Source organism: Marilutibacter penaei (assembly GCF_014145395.1).
Taxonomy (GTDB): domain Bacteria; phylum Pseudomonadota; class Gammaproteobacteria; order Xanthomonadales; family Xanthomonadaceae; genus Marilutibacter; species Marilutibacter penaei.
The window spans coordinates 228,808-250,430 of record NZ_JACHTE010000003.1 but is presented as its reverse complement, the minus strand read 5'-3'; the positions used below and the strand labels follow the sequence as shown (position 1 = coordinate 250,430).

Here is a 21,623-nt window from a genome sequence, read left to right as displayed (position 1 = left end):
TACCGCGCATGCGACCCGCGAAGGGCGGGTAGACGGAGATGGAAAGCCTTGCACAGGGATGGAACCAGTTGGGACGTGCTGCGCGCACGCCTGTTCGAAGACGAAAGCCGGGATATCGATGGCGATTGCCTCGATGTCGACTGCCTCGCCGTCGGCCTGGCGACGGTCGAGACCCCGGCCGTGCACATCGACCGGATACTGCACCTCGAGGGTGAGATCCACGAGGAGCCGCGCACGCTGCGCAGCCACTGCGCGTCGCTGGTTGCGATCTGGTCGGCCGTACAAGCACCGTCCATCGTCGACTTCGACGCCTGCGCCTGCGTGGGACGCCGGTTGCTGGCACGTCGGCCAGCGAGCCGTCGCTTCGCGATCCATGCGCAAGCGGGGACGGGCTCGCAGGTGCTGTTCGTGGTGATCAGTGCGACCCGCCCCTGGCCCGACGTGGCCGGCGTGAAGCACGTCATCGACAACCTGGTTTCGGAAGCATCCCGGTTGCATGCGATGCGTCCGGCGATCCCTGGCAACGTGCCCCGGGCCGCATCGGAAGGGCTTGACTGGTACCTGTTCACCGCACGCGAGGCCGAGATCCTGCGGCTGGTAGCAGGCGGTCTGAGCAACAAGCAGATTGCCCGGGAACTGGGGTCCAGCCCCAATACGGTGCGCAACCAGATCCATGCCGTGTTCCGCAAGGCCGGGGTGTCCAACCGCACGGAACTCGCGTTGCGGGTGGCGTCCTCGTCCTAGCTCGCCTCGCCCGCTCCGCGCGCGCTCAGGCCACGTCCGACCCGCGGCGCAGCGGCACCGGCGCGGTGGCGATGCGCTTCTTGAGGTCCTCCATCGTGCCAGGCATGACCACCAGGTAGGTCATGAGCTGTTCGGCCAGTTCCATCAACAGGTCGGCGCTCACCTTGTCGATCGCGGCCTCGTCATCGAACTGGCGCCCGAACGTGCCCGCCGGCTCGAGCAGCTGTGCCACGTCCTGCAGGGGACGGCTCAGGTCCAGCTCACCGGGCAGCGCTTCGAGCTGCCGCGCGAGCGGCTGGTCGCGGTGCGTCTCGCCGAGGAGCTGGATCACCAGGCCCTGCAGCAGGTGCCGGACCATCAGGGCGGACGCGCCCCAGTCGGCGGTGTTGTAGAGCTTCAACGCTGAATCGTAGGTCCGTGCCAGGGGACCCGAGAGTGACTGGAGGTAGTTGACGCCGGGCATCGCCTCGCGGCGCGCCGAGCCCGGGTAACAGTAGAGGCCGTTCTCGCGCACCGTGGCTTCCGGCGTCAGCAACTGGATGAACAGCACGCTGCCCTCGCAGCGCGAACAGGTCATTTCAGAGGCCGCGACCTCGTGGCCGTGCTCCTGCCAGCTGCGCGCTTCGAGCACCGCGACCTTGAGGCAATGCGGGCATGTCAGTTCGACCGTCCTGGGGAACGTGTTCGAGAAGCGTGATTGCACATAGCGGTCTTCGACGGACTGCATCGTCGTCCCCTCCTGCCGGGTTCCGGATAACGCGGAAGATCCTGGGATCCCCGGGACCACAAGTAACACGGTGTCTCGTGAAGGCAACGTCGGGAATTGCTGAACCCGGACGCGTGCATGGCGTGCCGGCGTAGGGAATGCCTGGCGGAGCTGCGCGTCCCGGCCACGGATGAGACGGAACGCGCGCGTTCAGAGTCCGCGCGCCGCCTCTGCCACGGCGCGGAACAGCGCGCGCCCCTTGTTCATGGTCTCTTCCCACTCCTTGCGCGGATCGGAGTCATGGACGATGCCCGCGCCGGCCTGGACATACAGGCGGCCGTCCTGGATCACCGCGGTGCGGATGGCGATCGCGGTGTCGGCGTCGCCGTGCCAGCCGATGTATCCGACCGCGCCGGAGTAGATGTTGCGGCGGATCGGTTCAAGTTCGCGGATGATCTCCAGAGCGCGGATCTTCGGCGCACCGCTGACGGTCCCGGCCGGGAAGGTCGCGCGCAGCACGTCGGCGTAGCTCATGCCCGCCTTCAGGCGACCGGTCACTTCGCTGACGATGTGCATGACGTGGCTGTAGCGTTCGATGGTGAACTGCTCGCCCATCTGCACGCTGCCCGCCTCGGATACGCGGCCGGTGTCGTTGCGGCCCAGGTCGATCAGCATGAGGTGCTCGGCGCGCTCCTTGGGGTCGGCGAGCAGTTCGGCTTCGAGCGCGTCGTCCTGCTCGGGCGTGTCGCCGCGCGGTCGCGTGCCGGCGATCGGCCGAACGGTGACCGTCCCGTCCTGCAGGCGCACGAGGATTTCCGGCGAGGAACCGACCACCTGCATGTCGCCGACATCGAGGAAATACATGTAGGGCGACGGATTCAGGGCACGCAGGGCGCGGTAGACATCGACCGGACGCGCCTTGAAAGGCACCGAAAGGCGCTGGCTGAGCACGACCTGGAAGATGTCGCCGGCACGGATGTATTCCTTGGACTGCTCGACCGCGTCGATGAAGCCTTCGCGGGTGAAGCCCGACACGAAGTCCGCTTCCTCCAGACCGTTGGGATCCAGCGTTTCCGGGTAGCTTGTACCGCCGTGTCGAAGCCGGTGCACGAGCTGGTCGAGGCGGCGCGTCGCCCGTGCATAGGCCTGCGGCTCCTGCGGGTCCGCATGCACGATCAGGTAGAGGCGACCGCGCAGGTTGTCGAACACCGCCAGCTCCTCGCTCAGCATCAGCAGGATGTCCGGGGTCCCCAGCTGGTCTTCCTTGTCGCCGCCGGCCAGGCGTGGCTCGATGTACCCCACGCATTCGAACCCGAACCAGCCGACCAGCCCGCCCGTGAAGCCCGGCAGCCCCTCCACCTCGGGCACGGAATGCGCACGACGCAGGCGTTCCACTTCGGCGAAGGGATCGGCGACCTCGCGGTGCTCGACGAGCTCACCGTGCTCGGTGACGAACAGGCTGTGCCCGGCGAACGCATACACCCGGCGTGCAGGGAGGCCGATGATCGAATAGCGGCCGAAGCGCTCGCCGCCCTCGACGGACTCGAAGAGATAGGTGTGCGGGCCGTCTGCCAGTTTCAGGTACACCGAGAGCGGCGTATCGAGATCGGAGAAGACCTCGCGGACGACGGGGATGCGGGTGTGGCCAGCGTCGGCGAGGCGCTGGAAGTCCTCAGCCGAGAGAGCGGTGCGGGCGGGGTTGTTCACGCGGCAGTTCCTTTGGGTGCGACGGGGCGAGTGCAATGGCGGCCTGCAGGTGCCATCGCCAACCCGTGTCGCCACGGCAGGAGTGCTGGATCGCCCCGGTTCTCATCGCCCCTACTTTAGCCGATCGCGAGCGGCCCCCGGCAGCGGCTCAGGCCGGCTGCAGGACCGGTGCGGGGCCCGGGGGCTCCAGGCCCGCCGGATTGCCGGGAACGCCAAGCAGCGGGCATCCCGGCGGAAGGTGCATCCGGATGCGCCGCGCGACGCAGTCGATGCGATAGCGCCGCGCCTGGGCCGGCTCCCCATCCAGGTTGAGTGCCAACGGCGCGTCCGCTTCGATTTCAAGCCAGGCCAGCCGCTCCTGTATCGCGACCGACTCGAGCGCCTCGACCTTGCCTTCGGTGAACACCGCCGCGAGGGTCTGTCCGACGGCGCCCTCCAGCGGCGGAATCACGGTAAGGTCCAGGCGCCCGTCGTCGATCACCGCCTCCGGGCACAGGGGCTGTCCTCCGCCCGCCTGCCGACCGTTGCCGACGCCCAGGGCGATGAAATCACCCTGCCACTCGAAGCCGGGACCCGACAGCCGCGCGCGCTGCGGCTCGATGCGTCCCAGCCGGGCGACGCCGGTGAGCCAGTAAGCGAGCCCGCCCAGCACCTTTTTCAGTCCTTCGTCCGCCTCGGTCGTCGCCTCGGTACCGAAACCACCGCTGGCGAGGTTCACGCACCAGCCGACCTGGCCGTCGGCGTCGATCCGCAACAGGTCCACCGGCGTGGCCGGCGTGTCGCGTACCAGCGCCAGGCAGGCGTCGGGCTCTTCGGGAATGCCGGCCGCGCGCGCGAGGTCGTTGGCCGTTCCCAGCGGCAGGATGGCCAGTGCAGGGAGCCGGTCGCCATCGGCTTCGCGCCGGGCGAGGGACGCGGCAAGCACGCTGACGGTACCGTCGCCGCCCCCGGCCACCAGCACGTCGACTCCGGCATCGATGGCTTCGTCGGCGTAGCGTTCCGCATCCCCGGGCTCCCAGGTGACGCGGACGGCGAGGTCGATGGCCGAATCCCGCATGGCCTGGACCGCCGCGCGGATGTCGTCATCCTGTGCGGCCTTGCCATGCAGGATGAGCTGCCAGCGTCGGGGAGGCGTGGGGGACGGGTGTTCGATGGGCATGCGCCGAGCCTAGGCGGCGCGAGAGGGAGATGCCGTGAACGAAGGCGGCGAAAGGCTGAATACCGGTCGAATGACTCGGAACCGCCATGACCGTGACACGCGCGTGTCACGGTCCGCGCGGAGCATGGGAGTCCATTCCCATGGACGACGGGCGGAGGCAGGATCGCCTCCATATTTTCCGCGCTGGCGCACGAAAGACCCCAGGTTCGCAACGCAGACTTCGGGCCCCTTTCGGCGCTGCCACACCCCCGGCGCCTTCGGCGCGCCCCCTCGCTCGGCGGGGGTGGAGGGGCACCCAGGACCGATGCTTCACTTCATCGGCAAGAACCGGACTCAGCGCGCGGCGTCGACCTCGGCCCTCATGCGGCGGATCACGTCGGCATAGTCGCCGGCATTGAAGATGGCCGAGCCCGCCACGAAGGTATCGGCACCGGCCTGGGCGATCTCCCGGATGTTGTCGGCCTTCACGCCGCCGTCGATCTCGAGCCGCACGTGCGGGGCCCGCGCGTCGATCATCGCCCGCACCGCGCGCAGCTTCTCCAGCGCCGACGGGATGAAGGACTGGCCGCCGAAGCCGGGGTTCACCGACATCAGCAGCACCAGGTCGAGCTCCTCCAGCACGTAGTCCAGTACTTCGACGGGGGTGGCCGGGTTCAGCACCACGCCCGCCTGGCAACCGGCCGACTTGATCAGCTGCACGCTGCGATGGACATGGCGGCTGGCCTCGGGATGGAAAGAGATCAGCGAGGCACCGGCCTTGGCGAAGTCGGGAATGATCCGGTCGACCGGCTCGACCATCAGGTGCACGTCGATCGGCGCGGTCACGCCATGCTTGCGCAGCGCTTCGCACACCATCGGGCCGATGGTCAGGTTGGGGACGTAGTGATTGTCCATCACGTCGAAATGCACCCAGTCGGCGCCGGCGGCGAGCACGGTGTCGACCTCCTCGCCCAGCTTGGCGAAGTTGGCGGACAGGATGGACGGGGCGATGACGGTGGGCTGCATGATGGGGTCTCTTCTAGGATCTCTTGCGCAGGGTCTTGATGCGGTCGTAGGCAGCGTTGAGCTCGCGGGCCCGGGCCTCGGCCTGGCGCCTCAGCTCCGGGGCGGCCCCCTCGAGCCGATCCGGATGGTACTGGCCGATCAACCGGCGATAGGCGCGATCGACCTCGGCATCGGTGGCCTCCTCGGTCAGGCCGAACACCGCGTAGGGATTGGTCCGCTGGCGCAGGCGGAACCAGTCGACATCGAAGGCATGGCCGACCAGCAGGCCGACGAGCGCGCCAAGGACGGGATTGAAGCGGAGCAGCGCGGCTCCGGCGATGAACCCCAGCAATTTGCCGTACCAGCGCCGCATCGCGCTCCCTCTGAAGTCTCGAATCGATCCGGTCGCGACGCGACAATGACCGCCGCCGCCAGAACCGGGACACCGCGCCCGGAATCCTCTGTCCAGTGTACCTGCACGCGGACGCGGACCGGCGTACACTGGCCGGCCCTGTCGCGGCGGCAGGGCTTCCCGGCCCCCGCCCGAACGGGGCATGCACGCGCCCATGGCGCCCGATCGGGGATCACCGCGTTGTCCAGCATTGCGAACCAGAACGTCCTGTCACAGTCCGACCTGCCGGGCCTGGCCCTGCGCCATCGCGGCAAGGTCCGCGACGTGTTCGACCTGCCGGCCGCCACGCTCCCGGCCGACGCACCGGGCGACTGCCTGCTGATGGTCGCCACGGACCGCCTCAGCGCCTTCGACGTGGTGCTGCCCGACCCGATCCCGGGCAAGGGCGCGATGCTCTGCCAGATCAGCAATTTCTGGTTCGGCAAGACCGAGCACATCGTCCGTAACCACCTGACCGGCATCGATGTCGCATCGGTGCTGCCCGCAGGGGTCGATCCGGCACCCTACCTGCAGCGTGCGGTGGTGACGCGCCGGCTCAAGCCCGTCCCGATCGAATGCATCGCGCGCGGCTACGTGATCGGCAGCGGCTGGAAGGACTACCAGCGCACCGGGCGCGTCAGTGGCATCACGCTGCCGGATGGCCTGCGCCAGGCCGAGAAACTGGCCGAACCGATCTTCACTCCGTCGACCAAGGCGGCGGTGGGCGACCACGACGAGAACATCGACTTCGACACCGCCGTCAAACTGTGCGGCGCCGAACTGGCCGAGGCGGTGCGCGACGCGACCCTGCGGCTGTACCGCTACGCCGCGGACTTCGCGGCTACCCGCGGGATCCTGCTGGCCGACACCAAGTTCGAGTTCGGCACCGACGCCGACGGTCGCCTGTACGTGATGGACGAGATGCTGACCCCGGACTCGTCGCGCTACTGGCCCGCGGACGAGTACGAAGTCGGCACCAGCCCGCCCAGCTACGACAAGCAGATCGTGCGCGACTACCTGGAGACGCTGGACTGGGACAAGACACCGCCCGGGCCCTCCCTCCCGGCTGAAGTGATCGAGCGCACCCGTGCCCGCTACGCCGAGGCCCTGCAGCGCCTGGCCGGCATCGAAGTCGCCTGACGGAAATTCGCCGCCTTCCATCCGCGATGCGGCGGCGCGGCGGGCGTGGAACCTGCCATGGCGCTATGCTCGGGGCGTCCATACGCCAGCGCACCTGCCCGCCATGAACGCCGCCTCCGATGCCACTGCCGACGCCGTCACCCCGCGCCCCATCGACGTCTGGTTCGCCCACTATTCCGACGACCACCAGGACCCGAGCAACCAGCTGATCCACGTGGTCTGCGTGCCGGCGATCCTCTGGAGCGTGATCGCCCTGCTGTGGTGCATCCCCTCGCCCGGAAGCTGGTTCCTGCCGGGGTTCTGGGCCGGCCTGGCCATGTTCGCGACCTGGGCGTTCTATCACCGCGCCTCGCGCCGGCTCGGCTTCGGCATGCTCGCGGTGTTCGTGCTGATGGCCTGGTTCACCCGCTGGCTGCACGGCATCTACGGGACGCAGACCCTGCTCTACATCGCGATCGGCGTGTTCGTGGTGGCCTGGGTCGGGCAGTTCGTGGGCCACAGCAAGCTGTTCGAAGGCAAGCGACCCAGCTTCCTGACGGATCTTCGCTACCTGCTGATCGGCCCGGCCTGGGTGCTCTCCAAGCTGTATCGCAAGCTCGGCTGGCGCTACTGAGTACGCCGTCGGCTTGCCCCGGTCGGGCGGATTCTCCGCGCGCCTGTCGCCGGCCGGCAGTGCGTGGTCTACTGGACAGGTAGCGGCCCATGATCCGGGCCCGCGGCCGTCGCCATGCCCACCCGTGACCTGCTTCTCCTGCTCCTGGTCGTACTGGCCTGGGCCTTCAATTTCCTCACCTCCGCGCTGGCGATGCGCGAGATCCCGCCGTTCCTGTTCACCGCGCTGCGCTTCGCCTTGCTGGCCATCCCGCTGGCGTTCGTGATGAAGCGACCGCCGCCGGGCCAATGGCCACGCCTGCTGGCGGTCTGCCTGTGCGTGGGCGTGCTGCATTTCGGCCTGAGCTTTTCGGCGCTGAAGCTGGCGGGCAACCTGTCCTCCGCGGCCATCGTGCTGCAGAGCTATGTGCCGATGACCGCGATCCTCGCCTGGCTGGTGCTCGGCGAGCGTTTCGGCTGGCGCACCGGGGTTGCGATCGGCATCAGCTTCTGCGGCGTGCTGGTGCTGGGCTTCGATCCCATGGTGCTGGACCGGCCGATGGCGCTGGTGCTGATGCTGGTGTCGGCGTTCTTTCTTGCGGTCGGCACGGTGCTGATGAAGCCGCTGCGGGGACTGGACATGTTCAGCCAGCAGGGCTGGACGGCGGTGGTCAGCGTGCTGCCGCTGCTGGCGATCAGCCTGTGGCTTGAGCCCGGTGCGCTGCGCGGCCTCCCGGACTGGAGCGCGGTCGCGTGGTTGGGTGCGGTGTACGCGGCGCTGGTGTCCTCGCTGCTGGGCCACGGTCTCTACTACGTGCTCGTGCAGCGCCACCCGGTGGCTACCGTCACCCCGTGGCTGCTGCTGGTGCCGGTGATCGCGGTCGGCCTGGGCATTGCCTTCTGGGGCGACCGGCCGGGACTGGAGCTCTGGATGGGCGGCGCGATGGTGCTGGGCGGCGTGCTGGGCGTGGCCCTGCGCACCCTGCAGAAGAGCCGCGAGGCGAAGCGCACCCCCCTGCCGCCCGCATCGGAGACGCTGTAGGGCCTTAGGCCGCCATCGGCCGGAACATCGAAGCCTCCGGCTCGAACGGACGCGGCGCATAGCCGAAATCACGCATGGCGGGCCGGGCATCGAACACCAGGTCCTCGCGCATCCTCGGCACGGCGGCGCCGAGACCGCGCGCCATCCCGAGGCCGTTCGCCAGGCCCAGCAGCAGCTGGAACAGCGGCGGCGGCAGCTCGAGGCAGTACGCCGGGGGCTGGAGGGAGGCGAGCACGCGCCGGATCATGTCCCGGTACGCCAGGGCCTCGCCGCCGGGCAGCGCATAGGCCTTGCCGTAACTGGCGGGCACGTGGACACAGGCCATCGCCGCCGCGGCCAGGTCCTCCACATGGACGGGCTGGCGCAGTCCCCGGGCCCCCTCGGGCAACGGAAACACCCGCCAGCGCGCGGCCAGTGCAGCCACCCGGCTGAGCGTCGCGTCACGGCCGCAGCCGTAGACCAGAGTCGGGCGCAACAGGGTCGCGTGGGCACCGCGGGCATGGGCGGCGGCCAACACGGCGGCCTCCGCCTCGACCAGCCGGCGGGCGACGTCGCGCTCGGCGGCGTCGACCGAATCGCCCTTGGTGTCGACGCTGGTCGAACCGAAGGCAACCACGCGCGGGGCCCGCACGCCGACGTCGCGATACCAGTGGGAGAAACGGTCCAGCGGGCCGGCACTGAACACCGCGTCGACCCGCAGCGGCAGAACCGGCAGGTCCTCGAAGCCGCCGAGGCGCCAGTCGACCCCGGCTCGCGCCGGCTGCGGCTCGCGCGACACCGCGGTGACCCGCCAGCCCGCCCCGCACAGGCGGTCGAGGAGCGCCTGGCCGATCTGTCCACTGCCCCCGAACAGCAGGGCATGTCGCGTGCGGGCAGCGGAAGTGTCGGCCATCGGCACAGCATACGGGGCCTTCCGGCATGGCGGGCGGGCACGGGCCTTCGGGTAGAATGGGCGGCCGCAGGTGCGAACGGAAGCCGTTCGCGCCCCACCTCCCCCGCTGCCCTTGCGCTGCGCCGCACCGACACTGGAGCGAGATGCTGGAACTGCTGCTGGCCCTGCCGTTCGTGATCGCCCTGGTGGTGATGCTCCTGCGTTCGGCATCCCGTCGCACCACGGCCTGGCTGGCCGGCCTCGCGCCGCTCGCGGGGCTGGTGCTGCTCGCCACGATGACCCCTGCGGTGATGTCGGGCAACGTGCCCGAGTCCACCCACCCGTGGATCCCGCAGATCGGGCTGATGTTCTCGCTGCGGATGGACGGGCTGGCGTGGATGTTCGCGCTGATGGTGCTGGCGATCGGCGCGCTCGTGGTGATGTACGCGCGCTACTACCTCGGCCGGGAGGAAGACGCCCCGAAATTCTTCGGCTACCTGCTGCTGTTCATGGGCGCCATGCTCGGCATGGTGCTGGCCGGGAACCTGCTGCTGCTGGCGGTGTTCTGGGAGCTCACCTCGATCACCTCGTTCCTGCTGATCGGCTACTGGTCGGGCCGCAGCGAGGCGCGCGAGGGCGCGCGCATGGCGCTGACCATCACCGGCGCAGGCGGACTGGCCCTGCTCGGCGGCGTGATCCTGATCGGCCAGGTGGTCGGCAGCTTCCAGCTGGACGCCGTGCTGGCCGCCGGCGACCTGATCCGCGCCGATCCGCTGTACCCGGCCATCCTCGGCCTGGTATTGGCCGGCATCTTCACCAAGAGCGCGCAGTTCCCCTTCCACTTCTGGCTGCCACACGCCATGGCGGCGCCGACGCCGGTGTCGGCCTACCTGCACTCGGCGACGATGGTGAAGGCCGGCGTGTTCCTGCTCGCGCGGCTGTACCCGGTCCTCGCGGGAACCGACCTGTTCTTCTACGTCGTCAGTGCGATCGGCGCGATCACCCTGCTGGTCGGCGCATGGAATGCGATCTTCCAGCATGACCTGAAGGGCCTGCTGGCCTACTCGACGATCTCGCACCTGGGCCTCATCACCCTGCTGTTCGGCCTGTCGACGCCGTTCGCCGTGGTCGCCGGCCTGTTCCACATCCTGAACCACGCGACCTTCAAGGCCTCGCTGTTCATGGCGGCCGGCATCATCGACCACGAGACCGGCACCCGCGACATGCGCCGGCTGGGCAACCTGCGCCGCTACCTGCCCTACACCAGCGTGTTGGCGATCGTCGCTTCGCTGGCGATGGCGGGCATCCCGCTGCTCAACGGCTTCCTGTCGAAGGAGATGTTCTTCGCCCAGGCGCTGGAGATCGAGGGTCACGCGGCGATGCGGATCGCGATGACGGTGGCGGCCTTCCTGGCCGGCGTGTTCGGCGTGGCGTACAGCCTGCGCTTCGTCCACGACACCTTCTTCGGCGAAGGCCCCCGCGCGGTCGACCGCGAGATCCATGAACCGCCGCGCTTCATGCGCATCCCGGTCGGCATCCTGGCGGCCTTGTGCCTGGCCGTGGGCGTGGTGCCGGCCTGGACCGTGGCCCCGGTGCTGGCGACCGCCGCGCAGGGCGTGCTCGGAGACGCCGTGCCCGAGTACAGCCTGTCGATCTGGCACGGTTTCAACATGCCGCTGATGATGAGCCTCGGCGGCGTGGTCGGCGGTGCACTGCTGTACCTGGGCCTGCGCCGCTTGATCAACCTGCATGCCGTCGCCCGGCATGCGATCGGACGCCATCTGTTCCGGGTCAACACGCGCGCCGTGCTGATGGGTGCGCGGCGCATCACCTTCCATCTCACCAACGGCAGCCTGCAGCGCTCGTTGTGGTGGGTGCTGGTCTCCCTGGTCGCATTGAGCGGCGTCGCAACCGTGTCGGGCCTGCAGTCGGGGCTGGGGAGCAGCCAGCCCATGCCGGCGCTGGGCTGGGCGACGTGGGCGATCCTGGTGCTGGCGACGGTCGGTACCGTCGTCCTGCACCGGCAGCGCCTCGTGGCGCTCGTGGTGATCGGCGCGGTGGGCCTGGCGGTCAGCCTGATGTTCGTGCTGATGTCGGCACCCGACCTCGCGCTGACCCAACTGCTGGTCGAGATGGTGACCATCGCGCTGATGCTGCTGGCGCTGAACTACCTGCCGCAGGAGTCGGTGCGCACCGACCAGGTCGCCCGGCGTTGGCGCGACGCGACGATCGCCGGGGTCGTGGGCCTCGGCATCGGCGCGCTGGCCTACGCGATGATGACGCGCCCGGCCGACACCGTCGCCGGCGAGCTGCTGGCGCGCTCGCTGCCGGAGGGCTACGGCCGCAACGTCGTCAACGTGATCCTGGTGGATTTCCGCGGGTTCGATACCTTTGGCGAGATCGCCGTGTTCGGCATCGCGGGCCTGGTCGTGCATGCCATGCTGCGGCGGGCCCGCATCGCCGCCGATGCGCGCATCCCGGGGCCGCCGGGTGCGCTGCCGATGCCGTCGAACCTCAGCCACCTGCTGTTCCCGCTGGCGCTGGCGGTATCCGCCTACCTGTTCCTGCGCGGCCACAATGCGCCGGGCGGCGGGTTCATCGCCGGCCTGGTGCTGACCGTGCCGTTGCTGCTGCAGTACGTGTTGCTGGGCTCCCAGTACGTCGAGTCGCGGCTGGGCTTCAATTACGTCGCCTGCATTGGCGCAGGCCTGGTCATCGCCGCGCTCGGCGGCGTCGGCTCGATGCTGCTCGGCTACCCGTTCCTGACCAGCGGGCACGCCGAACCCCGCCTGCCGCTGATCGGCGAGGTGCCTCTGGCCAGCGCCATGATCTTCGATACCGGCGTGTACCTGGTCGTCTTCGGGGGCGCGATGCTGATCCTGTCGATGATGGGCACGATCCGCCCGCCCCGGGAAACGAAGCCGGCCGTGACCGCACAGGAGCCCGCCTGATGGAATTCGCCCTCGCCAGTGCGATCGGCCTGCTCGCCGCCGGTGGCGTCTACCTGCTGCTGCGCGCGCGCAGCTTCGACGTCATCCTCGGCCTGACGCTGCTGTCGTATGCGACGAACCTGCTGATCTTCTCGTCTGGCCGGCTGGTGGTCGGCAAACCGCCCGTGCTGCGCGACGGCATCGCACCCACCCTGGCGCATTACACCGATCCGCTGCCGCAGGCCCTGGTGCTGACCGCGATCGTGATTGCCTTCGCGATGACCGCGGTCACCATCGTGATCGCGATCCGCAGCCGCGCCGACAATGGCAGCGACCACGTCGATGCCGGCGGCGAGGGCATGCCGTGAGCCTGGCCTTCGCCCAACACCTGCCGGTGCTTCCGATCGTCGTGCCGTTGCTGTTCGGCGCGGTGATGCTGCTGGTCGAGCGTCGCGGCATCGCCGTGCAGCGCGCGCTCGCGGCGACGGGCATGCTCGCCTTGCTGGCCATCTCGATCGCGCTCGTTGCACAGGCGGACGAAGGACGGATCACCGCCTACCTGCTGGGCGACTGGCCCGCGCGGCTGGGCATCGCGCTGGTGGTCGACCGCCTCGGCGCGCTGATGGTGCTGGCGACCACGCTGCTGGCCGCGGGCTGCCTGCTGTATGCCTGTGCCGGCTGGGACCGCCGCGCCATCCACTTCCACGCGCTGTTCCAGTTGCAGCTCGCCGGCCTCAATGGCGCGTTCCTGACCGGCGACCTGTTCAATCTGTTCGTGTTCTTCGAGGTGATGCTGATCGCCTCCTACGGCCTGCTGCTCAGCGGCGGGCGCGGCCCGCGGATGCGCTCCGGCCTGCACTACGTGGTATTCAACATCACCGCATCGACGCTGTTCCTGATCGCGCTCGGGCTGCTCTACGGCCTGCTGGGCACGCTCAACATGGCCGAGATGGCGGCGCGCGTGGCCGCGGCCGATCCCGCCAACGTCGCGCTGATCCGCGCCGCGTCGGGCGTGCTGCTGGTGGTGTTCTGCGCCAAGGCGGCGCTCGCACCCCTGTACCTGTGGCTGCCCAATGCCTATTCGCGCGCGCCGGCCGCGGTGGCGGCGCTGTTCGCGGTCATGACCAAGGTCGGCCTGTACGCGGTGCTGCGCGTGTACACGCTGGTGTTCGGCGACCTCGCGCTGGGCACGCCCGCCGCGGCGCTGGCCGACTGGGCCTGGGCGTGGCTGCTGCCCGCGGGCCTGGTCACGCTGGTGTTGGCGACGCTGGGTGCGCTGGCCAGTTCCAGCCTGCGCATGCTCGCGGCCTTCCTGGTGGTCACCTCGGCGGCGACGCTGTTCATCGCGATCGCGCTCGATACTCGCGCGTCGATCGCGGCCGGCCTGTACTACCTGGTGCACAGCACCTTCGTCGCCGGCGCGCTGTTCCTGATCGTCGACCTCATCCGCCGCCAGCGTGGCGTCGGCGACAACCTCGACACCAACGGCCCGCTGCGGCACGCGCCCCTGCTCGGCCTGATGTTCGCGGTCGCCGCGGTCTCGGTCAGCGGCCTGCCACCGCTGTCGGGCTTCATCGGCAAGACGCTGCTGCTGGATGCGGTCCCGCACGCCCGGATGGGCTGGGTCTGGACGGTGGTGCTGCTGACCGGGCTGATGGCCGTGGTCGCGCTTTCACGGACCGCCAGCCAGGTGTTCTGGCGCGCCGAACCCTGGCCGGAGACGACGCCGGTACCGGCGCCACCGGCGCGCGTGCAGGTGCTGGCGACGGTACTCCTGCTCGGCTATGGCATCGCGCTGACCGTGTTCGCCGGCCCGGTGCTGCGCTACGTGGATGCCGCCGCCGGGCAACTGCTGGCTCCGGCGGACTACGTCGAGGCCGCCCACACCACGCGGCCCCAGCTTCGGGAGCCGTCGCCATGAAGCGCCTGACGCCTTCCCTGCCACTGAGCCTGGCGGTCCTGGTGCTGTGGCTGCTGCTGGTCGCGGACTTCTCGTTGGGCCAACTGGCCATTGGCGTGATCCTGGCCCTGCTGTTGCCGTGGATGGCCGGCATGCTGGAGCCCGAGCGCGCCAGCTTCGGCCGGACCATCGCCATCCTCCAGCTGAGCCGCCGCGTGCTGTGGGACATGGTGCTGTCGAACATCGAGGTTGCCCGCCGGATCCTGGGCCCGGAGCGCGTGCTGACCCCGGGCTTCATCTGGATCCCGCTGGACCTGACCAGCATCCACGGCATCACCGCGCTGGCGAGTATCATCACGCTCACCCCCGGCACCGTGTCGGCCGAACTCAGCGAGGACCGCCGCCACCTGCTGGTGCATTGCTTCAACCTCAAGGACCCGGAGGCGCAGGTGGCGGAGATCAAGGCGCGCTACGAGACCTTGTTGAAGGAGATCTTCCCGTGAGCCCGACCGCATCGCTCGTCGCCGCCGGCGGCGCCGTCCCGACTGGCATGTCGCTGGTCGACGGCGCCATCCTGGCGTCCCTCTACATGGTCGGCATCGCCCTGTTGATGAGCCTCTACCGGCTGCTCAAGGGGCCCAGCCTGCCGGACCGCATCCTCGCGCTGGACACGCTGTACATCAACACCATCGCCGGCCTGATCCTGTTCGGCATGCAGTTGCGCAGCGCGATCTACTTCGAGGCCGCGCTCATCATCGCGATGCTGGGGTTCGTGGGCACCGTGATGCTCAGCAAGTACGTGCTGCGGCGGGACATCGTCGAATGAACATCGTGCTTGAAATCGCGTTGGCGGCGCTGCTGCTGGTCGGCAGCGGGTTCGTGCTGGTCGGCTCCTTCGGCCTGGTCAAGCTCTCGGACTTCTTCAAGCGCCTGCACGGGCCAACCAAGGCCACCACGCTCGGCGTGGGCTGCGTGCTGATCGCCTCGATCGGCCACCACGCCTGGCTGGGGGACGGCCTTGGCCTGCGCGAGGTCCTGATCACCCTGTTCCTGTTCATCACCGCGCCGGTCAGCGCCCACCTGATGTCGCTGGCAGCCCTGAAGCTGGACCCGCGCCAACGGCCGGAGCCCCCGGCGCCGGGCAGCGACGACGGCGCCTGAGGCGCGTCCGCGGCACGACCCGGTTCCCATTTCCGCGGGGCGAGGCCGGTCCGCCCCTTACAAGTCGGCCCGGCCCCGGTACGATTGCGGGTTTGCAGGCCACCCTTTTCGTGGCCCGGACCTCGATCGATGAGCAAGCAACGCTTCCTGGGCATCTGTGCCGCCGGCCTGCTGGCGGTCGCACCCAACCTGTACGCGAGGGACCCGGCGCCCTCCGGCAAGAACATCCTGGGCTGGATCGAGTGGGTGGACATCGGCCGCGGCCCCCTGCGACTGAAGGCCAAGCTCGACACCGGCGCGACGACGTCGTCCCTGACGGCCGAGGACATCGAGGAGTTCCGGAAGGACGGCAAGCGCCATGTCCGTTTCGTGGTGCGTGACGAGGACCATGACGTGGAGGAGACGTTCGAGGCGCGCGTCGTCCGCCACGTTCGCATCCGCCGCCACAGCGGCGAGACCCAGCGGCGCCCGGTCGTCGAGATGCGCATGTGCGTCGGGTCCACCTACCGCAAGGAGGAGTTCACGCTGGTGGACCGCAGTTCATTCGTCTATCCCGTGCTGGTGGGACGCAACTTCCTCGCCGGGCACATCGTCGTCGACTCCGGCGAGACGTTCGTCCGGCGCCCGGACTGCGATGACGCCGGTGCCGGCCGCGACGACGCGGCGGCGACGGTGGCAGGGCACGCATGAAGCGCTGGCACCTGCGCATCCTCGCGATCGTCCTGGCCGCCACCGCGCTGGGGCTGATCGCCTACAAGGCACGCGTGCTTGGCTTCCCGCTCAGTCCGGAAGAGGAGGTGGCCAGCTGGGTGGTGGAGGCGCGCCTGGGCTTCGACCCGGACCAGGAGCACGTCGGCATCAAGGCCGAACTCGCCATACCGGCGCAGCCACCGGGCTTCATGGTCCTGGACGAGAACTTCGTCTCGCGCGGGTACGGCGTCCAGACCGAGATGCGCGGAGACAACCGCGTCGCCTTGTGGAGCATCCGGCGCGCCAGCGGGCCCCAGGCGCTCTACTACCGGGCCACCATCGCGCGCCACGCCCGCGCACCCGTCGACGAGGCGGTGCCGGCGCTGGAAACCACGCCGGATTACGGCGAGCTGGAGGGCGCTGCGGTCGAGGCGATCCTCGATGAAGTCCGCAGCAAGTCCGCCGACATCGCGACGTTCTCTTCGCTGCTGGTGCAGAAGCTGGCGAATCCCGCCAACGACGAGAACGTGCAGTTGCTGCTGCCGCAACCCGCATCACGGGAGGCGCGGACGCGCACCGCGATCCACGTGCTGGCCGGCGCCCACATCCCCGCGCGCACGGTCTGGGGCATCCGGCTGGCGGAGGGGGTCAGCGACCCGCGGCCGGAGCCCTGGCTGGAGGTCAACAACGGCGAGCGCTGGATCGCGATCAATCCGGCCGACGCCAGCCACGGCTATCCGCCGGACTTCCTCATCTGGTGGCACGGCGACACGCCGATGTTCCAGGCCGACAACGCGCGCCACGTGGAACTGCGCCTGTCCACCAGCCGCAAGTTCGAGCCCGCGCTGGACCTGGTGAACCGGCAGACCGCCCTGACCGGTTCGCCGGTAATGGCATACGCATTGTCGAACCTGCCGGTGCACGTGCAGAACGTCTACCGCACCCTGCTGCTGGTGCCGATCGGCATCCTGCTCATCGTGCTGCTGCGCAACGTCATCGGCATCCGGACATTCGGCACCTTCATGCCGGTGCTGATCTCGCTCGCCTTCCGGGAAACCGACCTGGCGTCCGGCGTGCTGCTGTTCACCGTGATCGTGACCGCGGGCCTGGGGGTGCGCTTCTACCTCGAGCACCTCAAACTGCTGCTGGTGCCACGGCTGGCGGTGGTCGTGATCGTGGTGATCATCCTGATGCTGCTGGTCAGCCTGCTCGCCTACCGGCTGGACTTCGACGTCGGCCTGTCGGTCGCACTGTTCCCGATGGTGATCATGGCGATGACCATCGAGCGCATCTCCATCGTGTGGGAGGAGCACGGCCCCGGCGACGCGATCACCCAGGCCGTGGGCAGCCTGGTGGTGGCGGTGGCCTGCTACCTGGTCATGTTCAACGAGCGCGTCGAGTATTTCGTGTTCGTGTTCCCCGAGGCCTTGCTGCTGGTCCTCGCGGTGGCGCTGATGCTGGGCCGCTACACCGGCTACCGCCTGAGCGAACTGCTGCGCTTCCGGGCGCTCGCCGGCAAGGGTGGATCCACGCCATGAGGTGGTTCGCGCTGCCTGGCGAACTGAAGCGTGCCGGCGTGCTCAGCATGAACGCACGCAACGCGCTGTACATCGCCGAGCGCAACCCGCGCCGGCTGTACCCGCGCGTCGACGACAAGCTGTTGACCAAACAGCTCGCGCTGGATGCCGGTCTCGCCGTGCCGGAGCTTTACGGGGTGGTATCCAGCTACCACGATGCACGCCGCTTCGAGACGATGCTCGAAGGGCGCGACGACTTCGTGGTCAAGCCCGCGCGCGGGGCAGGCGGTGACGGCATCGTCGTCATCGCCGGCAAGCTCGGGGGCGGCTACCTCAAGATCAACGGCACGCGGATGAGCCGCGACGACGTGGCCTACCACCTCGGCAACATTCTCTCGGGCATGTACAGCTTCGGCGGCCGGCCGGACCGCGCGATGATCGAGTACCGGGTGAAGCCGGACAACGTGTTCCATGCGATCTCGCACCTCGGGGTGCCCGACGTGCGTGTGATCGTGCATCGCGGCTACCCGGTGCTGGCCATGCTGCGCCTGCCGACACGCTCGTCGGGCGGAAAGGCCAACCTGCACCAGGGCGCGGTGGGCACCGGCATCGACATCGCCAGCGGCCTGACCGGCCACGGGGTGTGGCATGGCCAACCGGTCGATCGCCACCCGGATTCGATGGAACCGCTCGAGGGCGTGCAGATCCCCGGCTGGGACCGCATCCTCGAGCTCTCCGCCGGCGGGCACGAGCTCACCGGCCTGGGCTACCTGGGGGTCGATATCGTGATCGACCGCGACCGCGGCCCCCTGATCCTCGAGCTCAACGCGCGCCCGGGACTCGCGATCCAGGTCGCCAACCGCCGCGGCCTCCGCGAGCGGCTGGAACGCATCGACGCGGTCGCCGACCCGGCCCTCACCGCACCGGAGCGCGCGCGCTTCGTCCGCGAACTGTTCGCCGGGCAACCCGCCTGACCCACGACCGCCTCAGGCGTGGAGGCTCACCAGCTCCATCGCGATCCACGCCAGCAGCGCGACCAGCAGTACCGCACCTTCCCGCCGGCTGACCTGCAGGTCGCCACGCACCATCGGCACCAGCATCAGCGCGATGACGAGGGCCGCCGGCAGTTCGAACTGCACGAACGAGGCCGGAACCGCCAGCGGACGCCACAGCGCCATGCCGCCCAGCACCAGGAACAGATTGAACAGGCTGGAACCGATCACGTGGCCGGCGACCATGTCGCCCTGCCCCCGTCGCGCCGCCACCACCGCAGCGGCGACCTCCGGCAGTGCCGTGGCGATCGCCACCGGCAGCAGGCCGGTCACCAGCGGCGTCATCCCCATCGCCACGCCGAGCGGGGTTGCGGACGACACCACGAAACGCGCGCCGAACCAGAGCAGCACCGCGGCGATCACGAAGCGGACCAGGTTCAGGCCGAGCACCGTCTGGGTTCGTGCGAACCCCGCGATATCGTCGCGGACCGCCTGGCTCTCGCGGACGGTCCGCGCGAGCACGAATCCGAGGACCGCGAAGAAGGCCACCAGCAGGATCGCGCCTTCGGCCCGGCCGAGGGTGCCGTCCAGCGACATCACGGCGACGCCCAGCGTGCCCAGCAGCAGCAACAGCAGCATCGGCGTCAATGCGCGCCATCGCAGCAACAGGGGCGCGGCCAGCGCGGCGACGCCCAGCGTCAAGCCGAAATTGACGATGTTGCTGCCGACGGCATTGCCCATCGCCATGGCGGACTGGCCGCTGCGCATGGCCTCGACGTTCACTGCGAGTTCCGGCAGGGACGTACCGAACGCGACCAGCAGCAGTCCGGCCACGAACGGTGAGGCCCCGAAACGCTGGGCAAGCCCCGACGCGCCCTTGATGATCGAATCGCCCCCCAGCGCCAGCATCACCAGGCCGAGGACGAAGAATCCGACGTTTTCCAGCATCACCCTGCCCCTCCTCGCCCCGTGTGGGGGCGGCACGCCCGATTGTCAGCTGCAGCCCTCGACATAGTCCACCTGGGGCGCCTGGCCGGCGTGCCATCCGCTCACCCGGCCATCGGCATCCAGCTCGAACACCAGGACCCCGCTGCCACCCGACACGCTGGTCACGCGGAGGTACTGCCCCCCTTCGACGTACTTGTGCGGGCTCGATTCGATGCGGCCGGCATGGAGCGCACGGATCGCATCGCCACTGTCGCCCACCCGGCCCCCGCCCGGTGCTTCCAGGCCGGGATCGCGGGCGTCGTAACGCACGAACCGGCCCGATTCGAGCATGAAGGCGACCTCGGCGGCATCCGTACCCCCCGGGAACAGGTAGTAGCACGCGGTTCCGTCCGGGATGCCGGCGTCATCGAGCGCCGGACCGCCCCAGGCCGCATCGACCTCCTCCCGGCTCATGCCAATCCGCAGCGGGCCGTAGCCATCCGTACGCACCACGCCCGCGTCGGCGGGCGGTGGTGGCAGCAGGTCCGCCGCCGTCGCGGGCGGCACGTCTTCCGCGGGCTGGTCGTGCGGGAGCGCGTCCCGCGCGGGCGAGGCGGCTCCGCTGTCGTCTTCGGCGGGCACCGCGGGCGGCGTTGCGTCGCAGGCCAGCAGGCACAGGCTCAGGCACACCCCGGTCATCCACATCGGCTTCATGTCAGGTCCTCGCCCGGCCCAATGCCGTCCGCCACGACCGGTACAGCCTACGCGGTGCCTGTGGAGCCCATGTCGACACGAAGCTGTCACGGCGGCTTCACTCCGCCGCCGGACCGGGACGCCGGACCCGCCTAGAGGCTGAAGTGCCTGCGCAGACCCGCCCAGCACGCCTGGTAGTCATGTTGACGGTGGTCGGCGTCGACCGCCTGCCGCGCCGGCCGGATCACCGCGCGGGATTCGAACATGAAGGCCATGGTGTCGATGATGACGTCGGGCTTGGACAGGTCCGCGGCGCTGGCCTTCTCGAACGTGGCCGCGTCGGGCCCGTGGCCGGTCATGGAGTTGTGCAACGACGCGCCACCCGGCACGAAGCCCCCGGCCTTGGCGTCATAGGCGCCGTGCACCAGGCCCATGAACTCGCTGGCGATGTTGCGGTGGAACCAGGGCGGCCGGAACGTGTCCTGCGCCACCAGCCAGCGCGGCGGGAAGATCACGAAGTCGAGGTTGCTCGTCCCCGGCGTGTCGCTGGGCGAATGCAGCACCAGGAAGATGCTCGGGTCGGGATGGTCGAAGCTGATCGAGCCGATCGTGTTGAAGCGGCGCAGGTCGTACTTGCAGGGCGCGTAATTGCCGTGCCAACCGACGACGTCCAGCGGCGAATGGCCGATGTCCGCCCGCCACAGGTGGCCCTGGAACTTGGCGACCAGCTCGAAGTCGCCCTCGACGTCCTCGAACGCGGCGTTGGGCGTCAGGAAGTCGCGCGGGTTGGCCAGGCCGTTGCTGCCGATCGGACCGAGGTCGGGGAGCCTGAGCAGCGCGCCGAAGTTCTCGCAGACGTAACCGCGCGCCTCGCCATCGGGCAGCTTCACCTGGAAGCGCACGCCACGCGGGATCACCGCGATCTCCTGCGGCTCGACGTCGAGCACGCCGAACTCGGTGGCGATATGCAGCCGCCCCTGCTGCGGCAGGATCAGCAGCTCGCCATCGGCGTCGTGGAAATAGCGGCCGTCCATGTCGCGGTTGGCCGCGTACAGGTGGATGCCGATGCCCGACTGCGCGGCCGGCGAGCCGTTGCCCGCCATGGTGAACAGACCGTCGACGAAATCGGCTGGCGCGGTCGGCATCGGCAGGGGATCCCAGCGCATCTGGTCCGGGCTGACCGGACCGTCGCCGAAGTCGTTGTGGAAGCGCGGCTGTTCCAGCCGCTCGAAGCGGCCGTGCATCGCCGCCGGACGGATCCGGTACAGCCAGCTGCGCCGGTTCTCCGCGCGCGGCGCGGTGAACGCGGTGCCGGACAGCTGCTCGGCGTACAGGCCATGCGCGACCCGCTGCGGCGAGTTGCGCCCGACCGGCAGGGTGCCGGGCAGGGCCTCGCTGGCGAACTCGTTGCCGAAGCCGGACTGGTAACCGTTCGATTCCATGGACATCCCCGTGGCGGGCCGGGCCCGCCGTGCAAT

Annotated in this window: 21 protein-coding genes and 1 pseudogene; 13 read left to right on the top strand and 9 right to left on the bottom strand. The window is 69.4% G+C overall.

Going from position 1 to position 21,623, the window contains the following annotated elements; genetic code table 11:
* Positions 1–48 precede the first annotated feature (48 nt).
* Positions 49–744, top strand: a complete 696-nt coding sequence (locus H4F99_RS05370) for a response regulator transcription factor (protein WP_220481041.1) — start codon at positions 49–51, stop codon at positions 742–744.
* Positions 745–769: 25 nt separating this feature from the next.
* Here the strand turns inward: H4F99_RS05370 and H4F99_RS05365 are convergent, their stop codons facing one another.
* The 5 genes from H4F99_RS05365 to H4F99_RS05345 form a co-directional block, all read right to left on the bottom strand.
* Positions 770–1,471: a hypothetical protein gene (locus H4F99_RS05365; RefSeq protein ID WP_182668697.1), complete on the bottom strand. Its 702-nt coding sequence runs from the start codon at positions 1,469–1,471 to the stop codon at positions 770–772.
* Positions 1,472–1,660: 189 nt separating this feature from the next.
* Entirely contained in the window at positions 1,661–3,157 is a 1,497-nt protein-coding gene (gene trpE / locus H4F99_RS05360; protein ID WP_182668696.1) for an anthranilate synthase component I, read from the bottom strand.
* Between the two features lie 148 nt (positions 3,158–3,305).
* A complete protein-coding gene (gene yegS, locus H4F99_RS05355; RefSeq protein ID WP_182668695.1) occupies positions 3,306–4,316 on the bottom strand; it encodes a lipid kinase YegS in 1,011 nt (336 codons plus the stop codon).
* 333 nt (positions 4,317–4,649) lie between these two features.
* A complete protein-coding gene (rpe, locus tag H4F99_RS05350) occupies positions 4,650–5,321 on the bottom strand; it encodes a ribulose-phosphate 3-epimerase (protein WP_182668694.1) in 672 nt (223 codons plus the stop codon).
* A gap of 13 nt (positions 5,322–5,334) precedes the next feature.
* A complete protein-coding gene (locus tag H4F99_RS05345; RefSeq protein WP_182668693.1) occupies positions 5,335–5,673 on the bottom strand; it encodes a J domain-containing protein in 339 nt (112 codons plus the stop codon).
* Positions 5,674–5,901: 228 nt separating this feature from the next.
* Here H4F99_RS05345 and H4F99_RS05340 point away from each other — a divergent pair, with 228 nt between their 5' ends.
* From H4F99_RS05340 to H4F99_RS05330, 3 genes are all read left to right on the top strand, one after another.
* Positions 5,902–6,831 (top strand): phosphoribosylaminoimidazolesuccinocarboxamide synthase, encoded by a 930-nt coding sequence (locus H4F99_RS05340; protein ID WP_343064150.1) that lies wholly within the window; start codon positions 5,902–5,904, stop codon positions 6,829–6,831.
* Between the two features lie 103 nt (positions 6,832–6,934).
* A complete protein-coding gene (locus tag H4F99_RS05335; protein ID WP_182668692.1) occupies positions 6,935–7,444 on the top strand; it encodes an Mpo1 family 2-hydroxy fatty acid dioxygenase in 510 nt (169 codons plus the stop codon).
* Between the two features lie 114 nt (positions 7,445–7,558).
* Positions 7,559–8,464 carry a DMT family transporter gene (locus H4F99_RS05330; RefSeq protein ID WP_182668691.1) on the top strand — a complete coding sequence of 302 codons (906 nt, stop codon included), beginning with the start codon at positions 7,559–7,561 and terminating at the stop codon, positions 8,462–8,464.
* Positions 8,465–8,468: 4 nt separating this feature from the next.
* Here the strand turns inward: H4F99_RS05330 and H4F99_RS05325 are convergent, their stop codons facing one another.
* Positions 8,469–9,356: an SDR family oxidoreductase gene (locus H4F99_RS05325; protein WP_182668690.1), complete on the bottom strand. Its 888-nt coding sequence runs from the start codon at positions 9,354–9,356 to the stop codon at positions 8,469–8,471.
* A gap of 143 nt (positions 9,357–9,499) precedes the next feature.
* Between H4F99_RS05325 and H4F99_RS05320 the strand changes: the two are divergent.
* From H4F99_RS05320 to H4F99_RS05280, 9 genes and pseudogenes are all read left to right on the top strand, one after another.
* Positions 9,500–12,247 (top strand): annotated as a pseudogene (locus H4F99_RS05320) (monovalent cation/H+ antiporter subunit A); the annotation flags it as partial.
* Positions 12,248–12,285: 38 nt separating this feature from the next.
* A complete protein-coding gene (locus H4F99_RS05315) occupies positions 12,286–12,633 on the top strand; it encodes a Na+/H+ antiporter subunit C (protein ID WP_182668688.1) in 348 nt (115 codons plus the stop codon).
* A complete protein-coding gene (locus tag H4F99_RS05310) occupies positions 12,630–14,186 on the top strand; it encodes a monovalent cation/H+ antiporter subunit D (RefSeq protein WP_343064141.1) in 1,557 nt (518 codons plus the stop codon). Before H4F99_RS05315 ends, H4F99_RS05310 begins: the two co-directional genes overlap by 4 nt.
* Entirely contained in the window at positions 14,183–14,668 is a 486-nt protein-coding gene (locus H4F99_RS05305; RefSeq protein ID WP_182668687.1) for a Na+/H+ antiporter subunit E, read from the top strand. The genes H4F99_RS05310 and H4F99_RS05305 overlap by 4 nt, the downstream gene beginning before the upstream one ends.
* Positions 14,669–14,715: 47 nt before the next feature.
* Positions 14,716–14,991 (top strand): K+/H+ antiporter subunit F, encoded by a 276-nt coding sequence (locus H4F99_RS05300; RefSeq protein ID WP_182668807.1) that lies wholly within the window; start codon positions 14,716–14,718, stop codon positions 14,989–14,991.
* On the top strand, positions 14,988–15,326 hold the full coding sequence (locus H4F99_RS05295; protein ID WP_182668686.1) for a Na+/H+ antiporter subunit G: 339 nt from the start codon (positions 14,988–14,990) through the stop codon (positions 15,324–15,326). The genes H4F99_RS05300 and H4F99_RS05295 overlap by 4 nt, the downstream gene beginning before the upstream one ends.
* Positions 15,327–15,455: 129 nt before the next feature.
* Entirely contained in the window at positions 15,456–16,016 is a 561-nt protein-coding gene (locus H4F99_RS05290; RefSeq protein ID WP_182668685.1) for an ATP-dependent zinc protease family protein, read from the top strand.
* The gene (locus H4F99_RS05285; protein ID WP_182668684.1) at positions 16,013–17,554 is read left to right on the top strand and encodes an inactive transglutaminase family protein; all 1,542 of its coding nucleotides are present in this window, start codon (positions 16,013–16,015) and stop codon (positions 17,552–17,554) included. Before H4F99_RS05290 ends, H4F99_RS05285 begins: the two co-directional genes overlap by 4 nt.
* Positions 17,551–18,507, top strand: a complete 957-nt coding sequence (locus H4F99_RS05280) for an alpha-L-glutamate ligase-like protein (RefSeq protein WP_182668683.1) — start codon at positions 17,551–17,553, stop codon at positions 18,505–18,507. Before H4F99_RS05285 ends, H4F99_RS05280 begins: the two co-directional genes overlap by 4 nt.
* 12 nt (positions 18,508–18,519) lie before the next feature.
* Here the strand turns inward: H4F99_RS05280 and H4F99_RS05275 are convergent, their stop codons facing one another.
* From H4F99_RS05275 to hmgA, 3 genes are all read right to left on the bottom strand, one after another.
* Entirely contained in the window at positions 18,520–19,473 is a 954-nt protein-coding gene (locus tag H4F99_RS05275; RefSeq protein WP_182668682.1) for a sodium:calcium antiporter, read from the bottom strand.
* Positions 19,474–19,518: 45 nt separating this feature from the next.
* Positions 19,519–20,166 carry a lectin gene (locus tag H4F99_RS05270; protein WP_246371313.1) on the bottom strand — a complete coding sequence of 216 codons (648 nt, stop codon included), beginning with the start codon at positions 20,164–20,166 and terminating at the stop codon, positions 19,519–19,521.
* A gap of 131 nt (positions 20,167–20,297) precedes the next feature.
* On the bottom strand, positions 20,298–21,587 hold the full coding sequence (gene hmgA, locus H4F99_RS05265; RefSeq protein WP_343064140.1) for a homogentisate 1,2-dioxygenase: 1,290 nt from the start codon (positions 21,585–21,587) through the stop codon (positions 20,298–20,300).
* Positions 21,588–21,623: the final 36 nt, after the last annotated feature.

Excerpts from the sequence above, each read along its gene's own strand:
- H4F99_RS05365 (WP_182668697.1), bottom strand. The coding sequence starts at position 1,471 with ATGCAGTCCGTCGAAGACCGCTATGTGCAATCACGCTTCTCGAACACG.
- yegS (WP_182668695.1), bottom strand. The coding sequence starts at position 4,316 with ATGCCCATCGAACACCCGTCCCCCACGCCTCCCCGACGCTGGCAGCTC.
- rpe (WP_182668694.1), bottom strand. The coding sequence starts at position 5,321 with ATGCAGCCCACCGTCATCGCCCCGTCCATCCTGTCCGCCAACTTCGCC.
- H4F99_RS05345 (WP_182668693.1), bottom strand. The coding sequence starts at position 5,673 with ATGCGGCGCTGGTACGGCAAATTGCTGGGGTTCATCGCCGGAGCCGCG.
- H4F99_RS05335 (WP_182668692.1), top strand. The coding sequence starts at position 6,935 with ATGAACGCCGCCTCCGATGCCACTGCCGACGCCGTCACCCCGCGCCCC.
- H4F99_RS05330 (WP_182668691.1), top strand. The coding sequence starts at position 7,559 with ATGCCCACCCGTGACCTGCTTCTCCTGCTCCTGGTCGTACTGGCCTGG.
- H4F99_RS05325 (WP_182668690.1), bottom strand. The coding sequence starts at position 9,356 with ATGGCCGACACTTCCGCTGCCCGCACGCGACATGCCCTGCTGTTCGGG.
- H4F99_RS05315 (WP_182668688.1), top strand. The coding sequence starts at position 12,286 with ATGGAATTCGCCCTCGCCAGTGCGATCGGCCTGCTCGCCGCCGGTGGC.
- H4F99_RS05305 (WP_182668687.1), top strand. The coding sequence starts at position 14,183 with ATGAAGCGCCTGACGCCTTCCCTGCCACTGAGCCTGGCGGTCCTGGTG.
- H4F99_RS05300 (WP_182668807.1), top strand. The coding sequence starts at position 14,716 with ATGTCGCTGGTCGACGGCGCCATCCTGGCGTCCCTCTACATGGTCGGC.
- H4F99_RS05295 (WP_182668686.1), top strand. The coding sequence starts at position 14,988 with ATGAACATCGTGCTTGAAATCGCGTTGGCGGCGCTGCTGCTGGTCGGC.
- H4F99_RS05290 (WP_182668685.1), top strand. The coding sequence starts at position 15,456 with ATGAGCAAGCAACGCTTCCTGGGCATCTGTGCCGCCGGCCTGCTGGCG.
- H4F99_RS05285 (WP_182668684.1), top strand. The coding sequence starts at position 16,013 with ATGAAGCGCTGGCACCTGCGCATCCTCGCGATCGTCCTGGCCGCCACC.
- H4F99_RS05280 (WP_182668683.1), top strand. The coding sequence starts at position 17,551 with ATGAGGTGGTTCGCGCTGCCTGGCGAACTGAAGCGTGCCGGCGTGCTC.
- H4F99_RS05275 (WP_182668682.1), bottom strand. The coding sequence starts at position 19,473 with ATGCTGGAAAACGTCGGATTCTTCGTCCTCGGCCTGGTGATGCTGGCG.
- H4F99_RS05270 (WP_246371313.1), bottom strand. The coding sequence starts at position 20,166 with ATGAAGCCGATGTGGATGACCGGGGTGTGCCTGAGCCTGTGCCTGCTG.
- hmgA (WP_343064140.1), bottom strand. The coding sequence starts at position 21,587 with ATGGAATCGAACGGTTACCAGTCCGGCTTCGGCAACGAGTTCGCCAGC.